Raw genomic sequence first — 14704 nt, forward strand, 5'->3', positions numbered from 1 at the left:
GGGGGGGCTCTACCCCCCCTAAGCCCTTAAATAATCATATTGGGGCCTTGCGGTTAATTAAAAAATCGCCCGCTTGGGGGCTTACGCCGCTCCCACAAAAAGAACCAGAGCGGCTTTACCGGTAACGCCCCTTGCCGAGCATGGCTCGGCACTACCGTTGGGGCGCTTATTTGACTTCGCTGTTGATCTTCTCAAGGTCCTTCTGCAGGTCCGCCATCAGCGGGGTCATCTTCTGCTGGATGGCGACCATCAGGTTCTGCATCAGTGCCGGGGTCTTGTCGAGCAGGCTCTGGCCGGCCGGGCTCTCGTAGAACTCGGCCATCGCCAGTACGTCTTCCTTCGAGAACGACTGCTTGTACAGGTCCACATACATCGGCCGCATCTGCGACCAGGCCAGCGCCTGACGCAAGGTCTGCGAGGTGCGCTGCTGGATGCGTTGCAGCCCGGCCTTCTGCTCGGCAGTCAGTGACTGCTTCTGGGCGATCTCGGCGAACTGCTGCGCCTGCATGGCTTCCATCTGCGGCAGCATCGCGTCGAGCATGTTCTGGGCGCGGGAGGCGGCCAGCAGGCGGTTGACGTCGGCATCGGTGGCAGGGGCTGCCCATGCCGGGGCGATGCCGGCAAGCAACAGGCTGGCGGTGATCAACAGGGGCGCGCAACGGGTACGAAGGGTCTGGCGGCAGCGCTGCATGGATCGTCCTTGTGATGGGCTGGGCTTGAGCATAACCGCGGCCTTGCCGGGGCTGAAGACAGGTTGCTGACCTCTGGGCGCAGGGGGGGGGCAGACAGTTGCGAGTGTCGAAGTGCGCTGTAGCGCATTGTTTTTAATGAAAAATTTACATCTTATGATCTTGCTTAACATAATTTGATGACGGAAACCTTACTGAAACTGCGAAAAATAGAGACGGGAATCACGTTTCTATCTATGCTTGGCACCAGGAGCTGTATCCAGGGGGGGTACGTGGTCTCGCAAGCCACGTATCCGCAACAAGTAGGGAACTGCGATGGACAGTCTGTTCGAGGGGCCGACCGTACTTGTCGTGGCCAGTTGGGTGGCGATTCTCACCCTGCTGTTGGCCACGGTATTGCTGTTGATCATTGTTGTTCTGCGGGTACGGGCGCAGCGCCGGGAAAAGCGTGACACCCAGGCCCGGCAGTTCTGGAACGATGTTCTGCAGCGCGAGCTTGCCGGTGAAACCGTGCCGGTGCACCGATTGCAACGCGATGAGGTCATAGGCTTCGTCGAAGCCTGGAACAGCGTCTGCGAGAGCCTGCCGGAAGCGTCGGTACGGCGCCTGGCGCCGCTCGGTCATCGGGTGGGGCTGGAGGAGGCGGCGCAACGCATGTTGCGTGGCAGCTACCACGACCGCGCCATGACCATCATTGCCCTGGGCCATCTGCGCGACCGGCATCTCTACGACCTGCTGGCCAAATTCCTCAACGACCGCAGCCCGATTGTCTCGCTGTGTGCAGCGCGGGCGTTGGCGCAGGTGGATCCGCCGCGCGCCATGTCGGCCTTCGTGCCGATGATCACCGAGCGCGAGGATTGGGTGACCGGCAGCGTGGCGCGGATCCTGGCCGAAAACGAGGACGGCAGCGCTGCCCGCGAGATCAGCAATGCGCTGCTGCGTGCCAATGCCGACTCCACCGTGAAACTGGTGCGCTTCCTTGCCGACATCGATCCGCAGCGTGCGGCGGTTGTGGTGCGGCAACTGCTGGAAGGGCATGTGGATGACCACATCATTTCGGTCTGCCTGCAGCTGATCAACGATCGCCAGGATCGCGAGCGCGTGATTGCTTTCCTCACGGCTTCGCGTTGGCATGTGCGCATGCACGCGGCAGCGGCGCTGGGCCGCATCGGCGAGCCTGGCGATGCCGGGCGACTGGAAGCGCTGCTGTCGGACAGCGTCTGGTGGGTGCGCTATCGCACCGCGCAGGCCTTGTTCGGCTTGCCGGGCATGGGCGCCGACGCATTGCGTGAAGTGCAATCGCGGCAGAGTGATGGCTACGGGCGCGACATCATCGATCAGGTGCTGTCCGAGAACGCGATGAGGAGTGCGACATGAACGCTTATTGGCAGATGCTGGTGAGCTACGTGCAGCAGATTCCCTGGGTGAGTATCGCCGATTCGCTGCAATGGTTCTTCATGGCCTACTTCGTCGCGATCAATCTGGCCTACCTGCTGCTGAACTACATCTCGGCCTACCAGATCGTGCGCTACATGCGCGAGTACCGGGCCAATTACCTGCCGGCCGGCCTGCGTGAGTACCAGCCGCCGGTAAGCATCATCCTGCCTGCGTACAACGAAGAAACCTCGGTGGTTTCCTCGGTTCGTTCGCTGCTCAAGACCAGCTACCCGGCGTTCGAGATCGTGGTGGTCAACGACGGTTCCAGCGACCGTACCCGCGATGCGTTGATCGAAGCGTTCGGACTCGTGCGGGTGCCCGAGGCCTATCGCACCCGACTGCAGACCGAACCGGTGCACGGGGTGTATGCCTCGGCCAGTTGTCCGCGCGTGCGCATGGTCGACAAGGCCAATGGCGGCAAGGCCGATGCGATCAATGCCGGTATCAACTGCGTGCGCTATCCGCTGTTCTGCGTGGTTGATGCCGACAGCATCCTGCAGCCGGAGAGCCTGTCGCGGGTGGTGCGGCCGTTCCTGGAAGACAGCCGCGTGGTTGCCAGTGGTGGCGTGGTGCGTGTGCTCAATGGTTGCACCGTGCGTGACGGCATGCTCGACAAGATCGGTCTGCCCAATAGCTGGCTGCCCAGCTTCCAGCTGGTGGAATACCTGCGCGCCTTCCTGTTCGGACGCATGGGCTGGTCGCCAATGAACGCGCTGCTGATCATCTCCGGCGCCTTCGGTGTGTTCTACAAGGAACGGGTGATCGCCATCGGCGGGTATCGCACCGACACCGTCGGCGAGGACATGGACCTGGTGATCCGCCTGCACCGCAACCTGCGCGAGGAAAAGCGCGACTACCGCATCGTGTTCGTGCCCGACCCGGTGTGCTGGACCGAGGCCCCCACCGACCTGTCATCGCTGCGCAGCCAGCGCATGCGCTGGCAGCGTGGCCTGGCCGAAAGCCTGTGGACCAATATCGGCATGCTGTTCAACCGCCGCAGTGGCGCCGCCGGCTGGGTCGCGTTCCCGTTCATGCTGTTCTTCGAGTTCCTGGGGCCGATCATCGAGGTCGTGGGCTATGTCTCGATGATCGTGCTGGCCCTGTGCGGGCTGGTGCAGCTGGATGTGTTCCTGATCTTCCTCGCTGCGGCCGTCGGCATGGGCATCCTGCTTTCGGTCAACGCGATGCTGCTGGAGGAACTGTCTTTCGGTCTGTATTCGCGACCGGCGCAGCAGCTGCGTCTGTTCGTGGTGGCGATCCTGGAGAACTTCGGCTACCGCCAGGTGAATTCGGTATGGCGTTTCTCCGCCACCATCCGCTGGATGTTCACCCGTCGCAAGCGGCATAGCTGGGGGCGCATCAGTCGTGATGGTTCCTGGCAGCAGAACCAGAAGGAAGAAGTGCCGGTGGCGGTGGCAGTTGCATCGTCGGTGGTAAGCGAATCGAGTATCAACCAATGATTGCCAGGAACCGTTCCATGACCCAGCACCACTCCCTCCGTGCGCCCCGCCATGTGTTGTCGCGTTGCCTGTTGCTGGCGTTGGCCGCTGCGCCGTTGTTCGCGTTCGCCCAGGAAGCGCCTGACAGCCTGACCCTGCAGCTGCAGCAGATCCGCGAGCAGTCCGACGCCAATAATCGTGCGGCAACCATCGCCCGCTACAGCGCGTTGTTGACCGAGCATCCGGGCAACGGCGACGTGCTGTTGGCGCGTGGCCGCACTTACGCCTGGGACGGCCAGTACGCCGCCGCCGAGGCCGATCTGCAGCAGGTAGTGAAGAACAGTCCGACCTATGCCGACGCATGGTCGGCACTGGGCGACATGTACCGCTGGAGTGACCGTCCGCAGCAGGCCGCCGATGCGTACTCGCATTGGGTTGAGCTGGCACCGCAGGACCCGGCTGCCCGCATCGCGCGTGGCCGCGAATTGCGTGCGCTAGGCCAGACCGCTGCCGCGCGTGCCGATTTCGATGCCGCCGCCACGCTGGGCGCGGATCCCAAGGAGATCGCCGAGCTGCGCCTCAGCCTGTTGCCGCGCATGGCCAACCCGGATGCGGTGGCGGCCGATGGCTATCGTTGGGGTGCAAGCCTGGGCTGGGATCACACCCGTTTCAGCGGCGGCCGCGATAGCTGGAACGACAACGATCTGACCCTGCGTCGTTACTTCCCACGCGGCTCGCTCGGGTTGGAACTGCTGCGTGCCGATCACTTCAACACCTCCGACACTGCCTGGGCGCTTGATGGCTACGCACCGCTATGGTCGCGTGCCTACGCAAACCTGCGTTACCAGCGCGGTCCGTCCAGCGGCGTGCTACCCAGGCAGAGCTGGCGCGTGGAAGTGTTCCAGGGCGTGGGCAGCGGCTGGGAACTGTCGGCCAGCGTCGACCAGCTACGCTTCTCCGACACCACCGAGTTCTACGGCGTTGGCGTCGGCCGCTACGTCGGCAACTGGTATGGCCGCTACAAGCTGCAGCATGTGCCGGGCGTTGGCTCGGGCAGCTGGAGCCATCGCGTGTTGCTGCGCAATTACTACAAGGGCGATGCCGACGACTACCTGGAAGTCAGCGTCAGCAGCGGCCGCAGCACCGACCTGGATCGCTTTGGTGGCGTGGTGCGTGACAACAACGCGGCCATCGGCGTTGCGTGGCGGCACCAGATCACACCCCACTGGGGCTTCAAGCTGGGCGCCGGTTATGCCGATGACGACAGCGGCTTTGATGAGCAGCGCTTGTCTGGCTCCATCTATACGCGCTGGTAAGGGAGCAGCTGACGATGATTTCCACGCATGACGGCGGCGCCTGGGCGCGCTTTTCTTCGGCCTTCCCGGTGTTGCTGTTTGCGCAGCTGGTGCTGGTCGCAATGGCGGTCAGCAACGGTGTTGCAGGTGCCGGTGGTGGCTTGCAGACCGGTGCAATTGCCGGCATTGCCGGTGCCCAGGCGCTGCTGATGCTGCTGCGCTCGGTGCCGATCCTGGTGCTGTTGTCGCTGCCCTTGCTGGCAATCAAGCGAGCATTGCCGCGCTACATGGCCTTGGGCGTGCTGTGGTCGCTGTTCATCGTGGTGCAGGTGCTGCTCGACCAGTATTTCCAGGTGGCGCATGTACCGTTGGGCGCGGATCTGTTCGGCTACAGCCTTGCTGAAATCCGCACCACGCTGGCCGATGGCGCGCCGTTGGGGTTGCGCGGTGTATTGGCGATGGCGCTGCCGCTGCTGGTGTTGTGGCTGGGCCTGCTGTGGCTGGCGCGGCGTGATGCGCGCGGCTCCACGGTGTGGAGCACGGCATTGTTGGTTGCTGGTGGTATCGCTTGGATCCTGCCGCTGCCCAGTGGCGCGGTGGCCTTGAAGGACGTCGCCTCTCGCGATCTGGCCTGCAACAAACTGGCTTGGTTCAGCGGCGATGTGTGGCGTTGGTTCAAGGGCGAGTCGGATGTGGCGGTCGTTCCCAGCGCTGTCGCCAGCGATGAAGCCCCGCTGGATCCGAGCTTCCCGTTCCTGCACCCGGAGCAGACCCCGGATGCCTTGGGTCCCAATTTCTCGCCGACCAGCGATGGCCGACCGCCGAATGTCGTGTTGATCGTGGTCGAAGGCCTGGGCCGTTCGTTCTCCGGTCCGCAGGCATCGCTGGGCAGCTTCACTCCGTTCCTCGATGAGCTGGCTGGGCGCAGCCTGTACTTCGACAACTTCCTCGCCAACCAGGGCCGCACCTTCGGTGTGCTGCCGACCCTGATTGGTTCGGCACCGTTTGCCGACGAGGGCTTTACCGGCCTTGGTGATCGCATGCCGGCGCATCCCGGCTTGTTCAGCGTGCTGCGCCAGCAGGGCTATAACACCGCCTTCTACAACGGCACCGACACCAGCTTCGACAACGAGCGCGCCTACATGCAGGGCCAGCAGGTGCAGACGCTGGTCGACATGAACAACTTCGGCGAGGGCTATCAACGCAATCCGTTCAGCGCCTGGGGTTACCCGGACAAGGAACTGATCTCGCGGGTGCTGGCCGACAATGACAGCGTGCAGGCGCCGTTCCTGACCGCGATCCAGACCATCTCGATGCACACCAGCTACGAGTTTCCGGATCAGGACGTATACCGCAAGCAATTCGAGCAGCGCCTGCAGCAGCTGCAGGTGCCCGATGCCGAGCGTGCCAGCTATCGCGCCAGCACCGATATCTACGCCACCATCCTGTACACCGACGAGCAGCTGCGCCGCTATTTCGCCTCGGTGGAAAAGACTCCGTGGTATGCCAATACCATCTTCGTCATCACCGGCGACCACCGCTTGCCGGAGATTCCGATGGGCGAGCATGTGGACCGTTACCACGTGCCCCTGATCGTGTTCTCGCCGCTGCTCAAGCAGCCCAAGCGCATCCGCGCGGTGTCCTCGCAGCTGGACGTGACGCCGTCGTTGATGGCCTTGCTGTCCAATACCTATGGCTTGAAGCGGCCGGCACAAACACCGTGGTTGGGCACCGGCCTGGACATGGCCGAGAGCTTCCGCAGCAATCAGCAATTCCCGTTGAAGCAGACCAAGACCAGTGCACCGGAATATCTGGCCGGGCGTTGGTGGCTGCATGATGGAAAATTGTACGAATTGCAGGACGGTATGCACCTGGCCGAGACCGATGACGCCAGCGTGCTCGCCTGGGCTACACAGCGACTGCAGCGTTACACCCAGGCCAATGCGATCTTCATGCAGAAGAACGCGCTGACGCCGGAAGGTGCGGCGCCGAAGCTGGTCGCGTACAGCGCGCCCGCGGCGGCTGCCGAAGTGGCGGCCGCACCGGTAGCGCATGGTTTGTCGTTGGCCTCGGCCGAGCTTGCCACCGTCGCCGATGGCGTGCGCTTGACCGCGGTGTTCAGCAGTGGCGATGCCAAACCAAGTCGTTTGTTCGTGCCGCTGGCGGTGATGTCGACGGAGGATGGCCGCGAACTGCAGGAAGTGTACGGGCAGGCAATGCAGCTGCCGCCGGGTGGCAGTCAGCAGGTGCAGTTGCAGCTGCGCCTGCCGCAGGATTGCGGTGGACGTTGCTACGTGTCGGTGTTCCCATCCGATCCGGACAACGGCAAGGCGATCGGGCAGGGCCGTTACCATCTGCAGGTGGATGCCGCTGCAGGCGCGGAGAAGTCGCAATGAGCCGCGCATTTGGCCTGGGCCTGCTGGCCGTGCTGTGTGTGCTGCCGATGGCGCAGGCAGCAGCGGCCAGCCGCGCGATCTGGACCTGGGAGGCCGAGTCGTACGCGATGATCGAAGACCCGGCGGTTGCCGATGAGGCGGTGGCCTACCTGAAGTCGCAGCGCATCGACACCGTGTATCTGTATGCCGACGCCTACAAGGACCGCAACCTCATCGTCGAGCAGCCACAGTTGTACCGCGCCTTCATCGAGCGCCTGCATGGCAAGAACATGAAGGTCTATGCCTTGCTGGGCTCCTGGTACCTGAGCACGCAGAAGTACGTGTTGCCGGAGCACCGCAAGGAGGCCGAGGCAATGTTCCGCCGGGTGGTGGACTACAACGCCTCGGTGCCGGAAGCCGCGCGCTTTGATGGCGCCAACCTCGACATCGAGCCGCATATCCTCGATGAGTGGGACGACGACACGCGTGCCGACCTGCTGGTGGGCTTCCTCGACATGAGTGCGGCGGTGATGCGCATCAAGCAGGAAAGCGGCGCGACCTTGGCGGTTGGCCCTGCGATTCCGTTCTGGCTGGACGGCATCGAGGTGGACTGGAATGGCCGGCATCGTCCGGTCAGCGAGCACACCATCAACATCTACGACTACGTTGCCCTGATGGACTACCGCGACAAGGCCGAGGGCCGTGACAGTATCCTGTCGCACGCGGCCAGCGAGATCGCCTATGCCAATGAAGTGGGCAAGAAGGTGGTGATCGGGCTGGAGGTCTCGTCCAACGACATCAACAAGGTCACCTTCCATGAGGAAGGGCCGAAGGTTTTCGAGCAGGAAGTGCGCAAGGTGGAGCGTGCGCTGCGCAACGAGCCTTCGTTTGATGGTTTCGCGATTCATCACTACCGCGCCTACCGGCGTTGGGCGGGGCAGTACTGGGAGTGAATGGAACCCTCCCTTTTGCGTAGCAAAGGGGAGGGCAGGGAGGGGTGCTGTTGCTTGAGCTCCCTCCCTTGCGCGCAGCGCAGGGGGAGGGCCGGGGAGGGGGGCTTCTGAAGCTCCAGCCACGCAGCAAAACCCAGTCGGCAAGCCTCTGTAATCAAAACCAGCGCAAGCACTCAACCTCAGCCGCGAAAGGCACCCCTCCCCAACCCTCCCCTGCGCTACGCGAAAGGGAGGGGGCAGATGGCTGCGCGCCCGTAGTCCTCACGCGAGTGCACGCTTCGCTCCCTCCCTTTTGCGTAGCAAAGGGGAGGGCTGGGGAGGGGGGGGCTTCTAAAGCTCCAGCCGCCCAGCAAAACCCAACCCCTAAGCCGCTGTACTCAGAACCAGCGCAGGCACTCAAAGCCAGCCGCGAAAGGCACCCCTCCCCAACCCTCTCCTGCGCTCCGCGCAAGGGAGGGGGCAACAGCCGCGCGCAAGGGGATAGACGATGGCTGCGCTGCGTCTTTCGCCAGGAGGCAGCTAAAACCGCAACAGCCCTTACAATGCGCCGATGGCGACGGAGCAGATTGAAATCTCGGAACGATTGGCGATACCGGAAACGGAGATCGTCGAGCGCTTCGTGCGCGCGTCTGGCGCTGGCGGGCAGAACGTCAACAAGGTCTCCACCGCGGTGGAACTGCGCTTCGACATCGCCGGTTCGCCGTCCCTGCCCGAACCACTGCGCGAGCGCCTGCTGGCCCGCCGCGACCGCCGGGTGACCGGCGACGGCGTGCTGGTGATCGATGCGCAGCGCTTCCGCACCCAAGACCGTAACCGCCAGGATGCGCGCGAACGCCTTGCCAGCTTCATCCAGGCCAGCCTGAGCGTGCCCAAGCCACGGGTGGCGACCAAGCCCTCGTACGGCTCCAAGCTGCGCCGGCTGGATCAGAAAAAAGAACGCGCGCAGGTCAAGCGCGGCCGTTCAACACGTAATTGGGAGTAGTGCTTGAGCAACACACCGCCGACCATTCCGGCTATTCCCGCTGCCATGCCGCAGCGCAAGGGCGCCGCCTTCAGCCGTTGGCTGGGCCGCAGCATCCTGCGTCTGGGCGGTTGGCGGATCCGTGGGCCCATCCCTGACCTGGCCAAGGCGGTGGTGATCGCCGCGCCGCATTCGTCCAACTGGGATGGTCTGTGGGGGCTGGCGGCAAAGATGGCGTTGGGCCTGGAAGCACGCATCCTCGGCAAGGACAAGCTGTTCTGGTGGCCACTGAGCGTGGTGCTGCGGCGGATGGGCGTGGTGCCGCTGGACCGCAGTTCGCCGCAGGGCACGGTGGGCCAGGCGGTGGCGATGATCCGTGGCAGCGAGCAGGTCTGGTATGCGCTGGCACCGGAAGGCACGCGCAAGCAGGTGACTGAATGGAAGGGCGGCTTCCTGAAGATCGCGCGCATGGCCGATGTGCCGATCCTGCCGGCCTATTTCCACTACCCGGAAAAGGTCATCGGCTTCGGCCCGGTGTTCCACACCAGCGGTGATGACGTGGCCGACATGGCCGCCATCCGCCAGTGGTACCGGCAGTGGCAGGGCAAGAACCACAGCTCCAGCTGAGCGCCAGCCGACACACCCGGCGCCGGCCGGCGCCACCATCGGCACATGTTGCCAACGCGGGAACGGAGTAGGGTAAAGGGCTGTTCGAAGCCCGTTCCCAAGGAGCCGTTTCATGTCGCGTACCGTTGTTCTGGCCGCCGCCATCAGCCTTGCGCTGGCCGCCTGTTCTGGCAAGGAGTCCACTGCCCCCGTGACCGCCAATGCACCTGCGGAGGCCGCCAAGCCGGGCGATGCCTCCACCAACCCGTTCATGACTGTCAGCTCGCTGCCGTTCCAGGCGCCGGCCTTCGACAAGATCAAGGACAGCGACTACCTGCCGGCCTTCGAGGAAGGCATGCGCCAGCAGCTGGCGGAGATCAAGCAGATCACCGACAACACCCAGCCGGCCACCTTCGACAACACCTTGCTGCCGATGGAGAAGTCCGGTGCCATCCTGGACCGCGTCAGCCGCGTGTTCTTCAGCGTGGTGCAGGCCGATACCAACCCGGAGCGGCAGAAGATCCAGGAAGACGTGGTGCCCAAGCTGGCCGCGCATGGCGATGCCATCCACCTCGATGCCAAGCTGTTCGCACGCATCAAGAGCATCTATGACGGCCGCGCCGAAGCCGGCCTGGACGCCGAGCAGCTGCGCGTGGTCGAGGAAACCTACAAGGGCTTCGTCAAGGCCGGTGCCGAGCTCAGCGATACCGACAAGGAAACGCTGAAGCAGTACAACGCCGAAGAAGCCACCCTGTCCAACGACTTCCACAACAAGCTGGTCGCGGCCACCGCCGCCGGTGCCGTGGTCATCGATGACAAGGCGCAGCTGGCTGGCCTGTCCGAGGGCGATATCGCCGCCGCCGAAGACGCTGCCAAGGGCCGCAAGCTCGACGGCAAGTGGGTGCTGAGCCTGCAGAACACCACCCAGCAGCCGGCACTCGGCTCGCTGCAGGACCGAGACGTGCGCGCCAAGGTGCTGCAGGCCTCGGAAACCCGCACCGAGCACGGCGATGCCAACGACACCCGCGCCATCATCCAGCGCCTGGCCCAGCTGCGTGCGGCCAAGGCCAAACTGCTCGGCTTCCCGAACTACGCCGCCTACAACCTCACCGACCAGATGGCGCAGACGCCGTCCAACGCGCTCAAGCTGCTGACCGACACCGTGCCGGCGGCCACCGCCAAGGCACGCGGCGAGCTGGCCGAGATCCAGAAGGTGATCGATGCGCAGAAGGGCGGCTTCAAGGCCAGCGCATCGGATTGGGACTTCTACGCCGAGCAGGTGCGCAAGGCCAAGTACGACCTGGACGAATCGCAGATCAAGCCCTACTTCGAACTGGACAACGTGCTGCAGAACGGCGTCTTCTACGCCGCCAACCAGCTCTACGGCCTGACCTTCAAGGAGCGCAAGGACCTGCCGGTGTATCACCCGGACGTGCGCGTGTTTGAAGTCACCGATGCCAACGGCCAGCCGCTGGCGCTGTTCTACGCCGACTTCTTCAAGCGCGACAGCAAGTCCGGTGGCGCCTGGATGGACGTGTTCGTCGAGCAGGACGGCCTGACCGGCACCAAGCCGGTGGTCTACAACGTCAGCAACTTCACCAAGCCTGCCGCCGGCCAGCCCGCGCTGCTGAGCTGGGACGACGTGACCACCATGTTCCACGAGTTCGGCCACGCCCTGCATGGCATGTTCTCCAACACCAAGTACCCGAGCGTGGCCGGCACCGGCGTGCCGCGTGACTTCGTCGAGTTCCCGTCGCAGTTCAACGAACACTGGGCTTCGGACCCGAAGGTGTTCGCCAACTACGCCAAGCACTACCAGACCAAGGCAGCGATGCCGCAGGACCTGGTCGACAAGATCGCCAAGGCCAAGACCTTCAACCAAGGCTATATGACCACCGAGTACCTGTCGGCGGCGCTGCTGGATCTGGCATGGCATACGCAGGGCGCTGACGCACCGCTGCAGGACGTGGACAAGTTCGAAGCCGATGCGCTGAAGCGCTACAAGGTGGACCTGGCACAGGTGCCGCCGCGTTACCGCAGCAGCTACTTCGACCACATCTGGGGCGGCGGTTACTCGGCCGGTTACTACGCCTACTTCTGGGCGGAGATGATCGACCATGACGCCTTCGAGTGGTTCAAGGAAAACGGCGGCCTGACCCGTGAGAACGGCCAGGTGTTCCGCGACAAGATCCTGTCGATCGGCAATACCCGTGACCTGGCAACGGCCTACCGCGATTTCCGCGGCAAGGACCCGAGCGTCGAGCCGCTGCTGCACAACCGCGGTTTGAAGTAAGCGGCCTTGAAACAAGCGTTCGCACTTGTGAGCGTGTGAAACGACGAACGGCAGGGGAAACCCTGCCGTTCGTGTTTGTGCGCGTGCTGAGCTGCTAGTTGCAGCGCGCTGGTGTTACTCGCAACGCACCTTGGTGATGACGTTGTTGGCATCGGTGTAGACGCGCAGGCGGTCCTGGCGGATATCGCGCGAGACGATGGTGGTCGGGCCGATCGGATTGACCAGGCCGGCACCGCTCTCGGTCTTCAGGCGACGCACGGTGGCTTCGTCATTGACCGTGCCCACAGCCCATTGCACGGAGGTATCGCTGCAGCGGCCGAAGTTGGGGTCGTCGGAAAGCGGCGGTGCACTCAGGCAGCCGCTCAGGGCGATGCTCAGCAGGCCGCCGACCAGCAGCGGGCGGAGGATGGCGGCAGTGTGATGTGGTGTGATTTGAGGCATGGGGCAGTTCCTCCGTTCGAATATGTGCGGAGCATAGCAGCGCTCAATTGTCTGATTGCTGATTTTCGAGACTGCCAACCCTGTCGCGATCGGACAATGAATGGCTGCTAGGATCGTTCCGGTTGTATCTCTGACCTGATCAAGCCAAGGAAGCTACCCCATGAAATCAGCCAAGCGATCCATCATTGCCGCCTGTGCCACCGCGCTTTTCGGAATGGCTGGTGTGCAGCAGCAGGCCGACGCCTGCACCCGCTTCGTCTATCACGGCGCCGGCAATGAAATCTTTACCGGCCGTTCGATGGACTACAAGATCGACACCGGCACCCATCTGTGGATGTTCCCGCGCGGCATGCAGCGCAACGGCGAGACCGGCCCGGATACGCTGAAGTGGACCTCGCGCTACGGCAGCGTCATCGCCAGTGCCTACGACATCTCCACCACCGATGGCATGAACGAAGCCGGCCTGGTCGCCAACCTGCTGTGGTTGGCCGAGTCCGAATACCCCGAGCGCAACAGCGGCAAGCCCGGCCTGGCCATCTCGGTGTGGACGCAGTACATGCTCGACAACTTCGCCACCGTCGAGGAAGCAGTGAAGGTGTTGAGCGCCGAGCCCTTCACCCTGGTCAGCGATGCAGCGCCCGGTGAGCAGCGCCTGGCCACCTTGCACCTGTCCATCTCCGACGCCAGTGGCGACAGCGCCATCATCGAGTACATCAAAGGCAAGCAGGTCATCCATCACAGCCGCGACTACAAAGTGATGACCAACTCGCCGATCTTCGAAGAGCAGCTGGCACTGGAAACCTACTGGCGGCAGATCGGGGGCACGGTGATGTTGCCGGGCACCAATCGTGCTTCGGATCGCTTCGCGCGTGCTGCCTTCTATATCGACGCGATCCCCAAGTCGACCGACCCGGTGGAATCCACCGCCAGCGTGTTCGGCGTGATCCGCAATGTGTCGGTGCCTTACGGCATCACCACCCCGGACCAGCCGAATATTTCCTCCACGCGCTGGCGCACGGTCTCCGACCAGTCGCGCATGCGCTATTACTTCGAATCCGCGCTGGCACCCAATGTGTTCTGGGTGGACCTGAAGAAGATCGATTTCAGCGAGCGCGGCGGCAAGGTGAAGCGTCTGGATCTTGGCAACCAGCAGCGCACCATCTACGCGGGTGAAGCCAACGCCCAGTTCAAGGACGCCAAGCCCTTCCGCTTCCTTGGCGTATAAGGCGAGCAATCGGCGTGCCTGCGCTGGCAGGCACGCACCATCTGGAGCTTCAATGAAAACCCGATCCACCCGCAAAAGCCTGTGCTTGCTGTTGGCAATGGGCGGCGTGCCGCTTGCGCACGCACAGAGCAATGACAACGACGACAGCTGGCGTTTCCAGGCCACACCTTATGTGTGGATGAGCGGCATGGAAGGGCAGGTACGGCCGTTCCGCAGCGCGCCGATGGCGGATGTGCACAAGTCCTTCTCCGAGCTGATGGAGGACCTCGACGCTGCGGCGTTCATCACCGGCACCGCACGCCGCGGCAACTTCGTGCTGCAGGCCGATTTCACCCACGCCTCCACCTCGGATTCGACACCGCTGCCGATTGGCGTGGCTGCGGACGTGAAAGTGAAGCAGACCTCGGTAACCGTGACTGCAGGTTATGCCTGGTCGGCGAACGAGCGTACCGGCATCGACCTGTTGGCCGGCGCGCGTTACTGGGACATCAATGCAGCGGTGAACGTGCCTGGCCTGGTATCGGCGCGTTCGGATTCCACCTTCGTTGATCCGATTGCCGGCGTGCGTTGGCGGCAGACGCTGAGCCCACGCTGGAGCAGCATTGCCTATGTGGATGTAGGCGGTTTTGGTGTGGGTTCGGATTCGACCTGGCAGCTGTTGGCGCTGGCCAATTACCAGGCAACGGACAAGCTGTTCGTATCGATGGGCTACCGCCACCAGAGCCTGGATTACCGCGACAAGGGCAAGCGCCTGGACGTATCCCTGTCCGGCCCAATGCTGGGCGTGACCTACCGCTTCGGCGCAGGTCAGTAGCTTGGCTCCCTCCCTTGCACGAAGTGCAGGGGAGGGCTGGGGAGGGGTAGCTTTTGACCCGTGTAGAGCCGAGCCATGCTCGGCTGGAGTAGTACCGGGAAAGCCTCTTCCGAGCATGGCTCGGCACTACAGCTGCCCCCGCACCCTCATCCCCCCACCCGGCCCCATCTCCCGAA

At 63.6% G+C, this 14704-nt stretch carries 12 protein-coding genes; 10 read left to right on the forward strand and 2 right to left on the reverse strand.

The genetic code is table 11. From position 1 onward, the window contains the following. Positions 1–166: 166 nt before the first annotated feature. Positions 167–724, reverse strand: a complete 558-nt coding sequence (locus tag ACVOMF_RS17715) for a DUF2059 domain-containing protein (protein WP_481510424.1) — start codon at positions 722–724, stop codon at positions 167–169. Between the two features lie 280 nt (positions 725–1004). On the opposite strand from ACVOMF_RS17715, the gene ACVOMF_RS17720 reads away from it, so the two are divergent. The 8 genes from ACVOMF_RS17720 (at position 1005) to dcp (ending at position 12048) form a co-directional block, all read left to right on the forward strand. Next, positions 1005–2066, forward strand: a complete 1062-nt coding sequence (locus ACVOMF_RS17720) for a HEAT repeat domain-containing protein (protein ID WP_481510425.1) — start codon at positions 1005–1007, stop codon at positions 2064–2066. Continuing rightward, the gene (locus ACVOMF_RS17725; protein ID WP_481510426.1) at positions 2063–3586 is read left to right on the forward strand and encodes a glycosyltransferase family 2 protein; all 1524 of its coding nucleotides are present in this window, start codon (positions 2063–2065) and stop codon (positions 3584–3586) included. The genes ACVOMF_RS17720 and ACVOMF_RS17725 overlap by 4 nt, the downstream gene beginning before the upstream one ends. Before the next feature lie 17 nt (positions 3587–3603). Beyond that, positions 3604–4881 carry a YaiO family outer membrane beta-barrel protein gene (locus tag ACVOMF_RS17730; protein WP_481510427.1) on the forward strand — a complete coding sequence of 426 codons (1278 nt, stop codon included), beginning with the start codon at positions 3604–3606 and terminating at the stop codon, positions 4879–4881. A gap of 14 nt (positions 4882–4895) precedes the next feature. Next, the gene (locus ACVOMF_RS17735) at positions 4896–7256 is read left to right on the forward strand and encodes an LTA synthase family protein (RefSeq protein ID WP_481510428.1); all 2361 of its coding nucleotides are present in this window, start codon (positions 4896–4898) and stop codon (positions 7254–7256) included. Further along, the gene (locus ACVOMF_RS17740) at positions 7253–8188 is read left to right on the forward strand and encodes a hypothetical protein (RefSeq protein ID WP_481510429.1); all 936 of its coding nucleotides are present in this window, start codon (positions 7253–7255) and stop codon (positions 8186–8188) included. The genes ACVOMF_RS17735 and ACVOMF_RS17740 overlap by 4 nt, the downstream gene beginning before the upstream one ends. A gap of 550 nt (positions 8189–8738) precedes the next feature. Further along, positions 8739–9170, forward strand: a complete 432-nt coding sequence (arfB, locus tag ACVOMF_RS17745) for an alternative ribosome rescue aminoacyl-tRNA hydrolase ArfB (RefSeq protein WP_481510430.1) — start codon at positions 8739–8741, stop codon at positions 9168–9170. Between the two features lie 3 nt (positions 9171–9173). Continuing rightward, positions 9174–9776 carry a lysophospholipid acyltransferase family protein gene (locus ACVOMF_RS17750; protein ID WP_481510431.1) on the forward strand — a complete coding sequence of 201 codons (603 nt, stop codon included), beginning with the start codon at positions 9174–9176 and terminating at the stop codon, positions 9774–9776. Between the two features lie 112 nt (positions 9777–9888). Next, on the forward strand, positions 9889–12048 hold the full coding sequence (gene dcp / locus ACVOMF_RS17755) for a peptidyl-dipeptidase Dcp (protein WP_481510432.1): 2160 nt from the start codon (positions 9889–9891) through the stop codon (positions 12046–12048). Between the two features lie 114 nt (positions 12049–12162). Here dcp and ACVOMF_RS17760 read toward each other — a convergent pair whose 3' ends face one another. After that, a complete protein-coding gene (locus ACVOMF_RS17760) occupies positions 12163–12489 on the reverse strand; it encodes a hypothetical protein (protein WP_481510433.1) in 327 nt (108 codons plus the stop codon). Positions 12490–12649: 160 nt separating this feature from the next. Here ACVOMF_RS17760 and ACVOMF_RS17765 point away from each other — a divergent pair, with 160 nt between their 5' ends. Then, positions 12650–13714 (forward strand): linear amide C-N hydrolase, encoded by a 1065-nt coding sequence (locus tag ACVOMF_RS17765; protein WP_481510434.1) that lies wholly within the window; start codon positions 12650–12652, stop codon positions 13712–13714. Between the two features lie 52 nt (positions 13715–13766). Next, on the forward strand, positions 13767–14528 hold the full coding sequence (locus ACVOMF_RS17770) for a porin family protein (RefSeq protein ID WP_481510435.1): 762 nt from the start codon (positions 13767–13769) through the stop codon (positions 14526–14528). Positions 14529–14704: the final 176 nt, after the last annotated feature.

Source organism: Stenotrophomonas sp. STEN022, assembly GCF_056760155.1.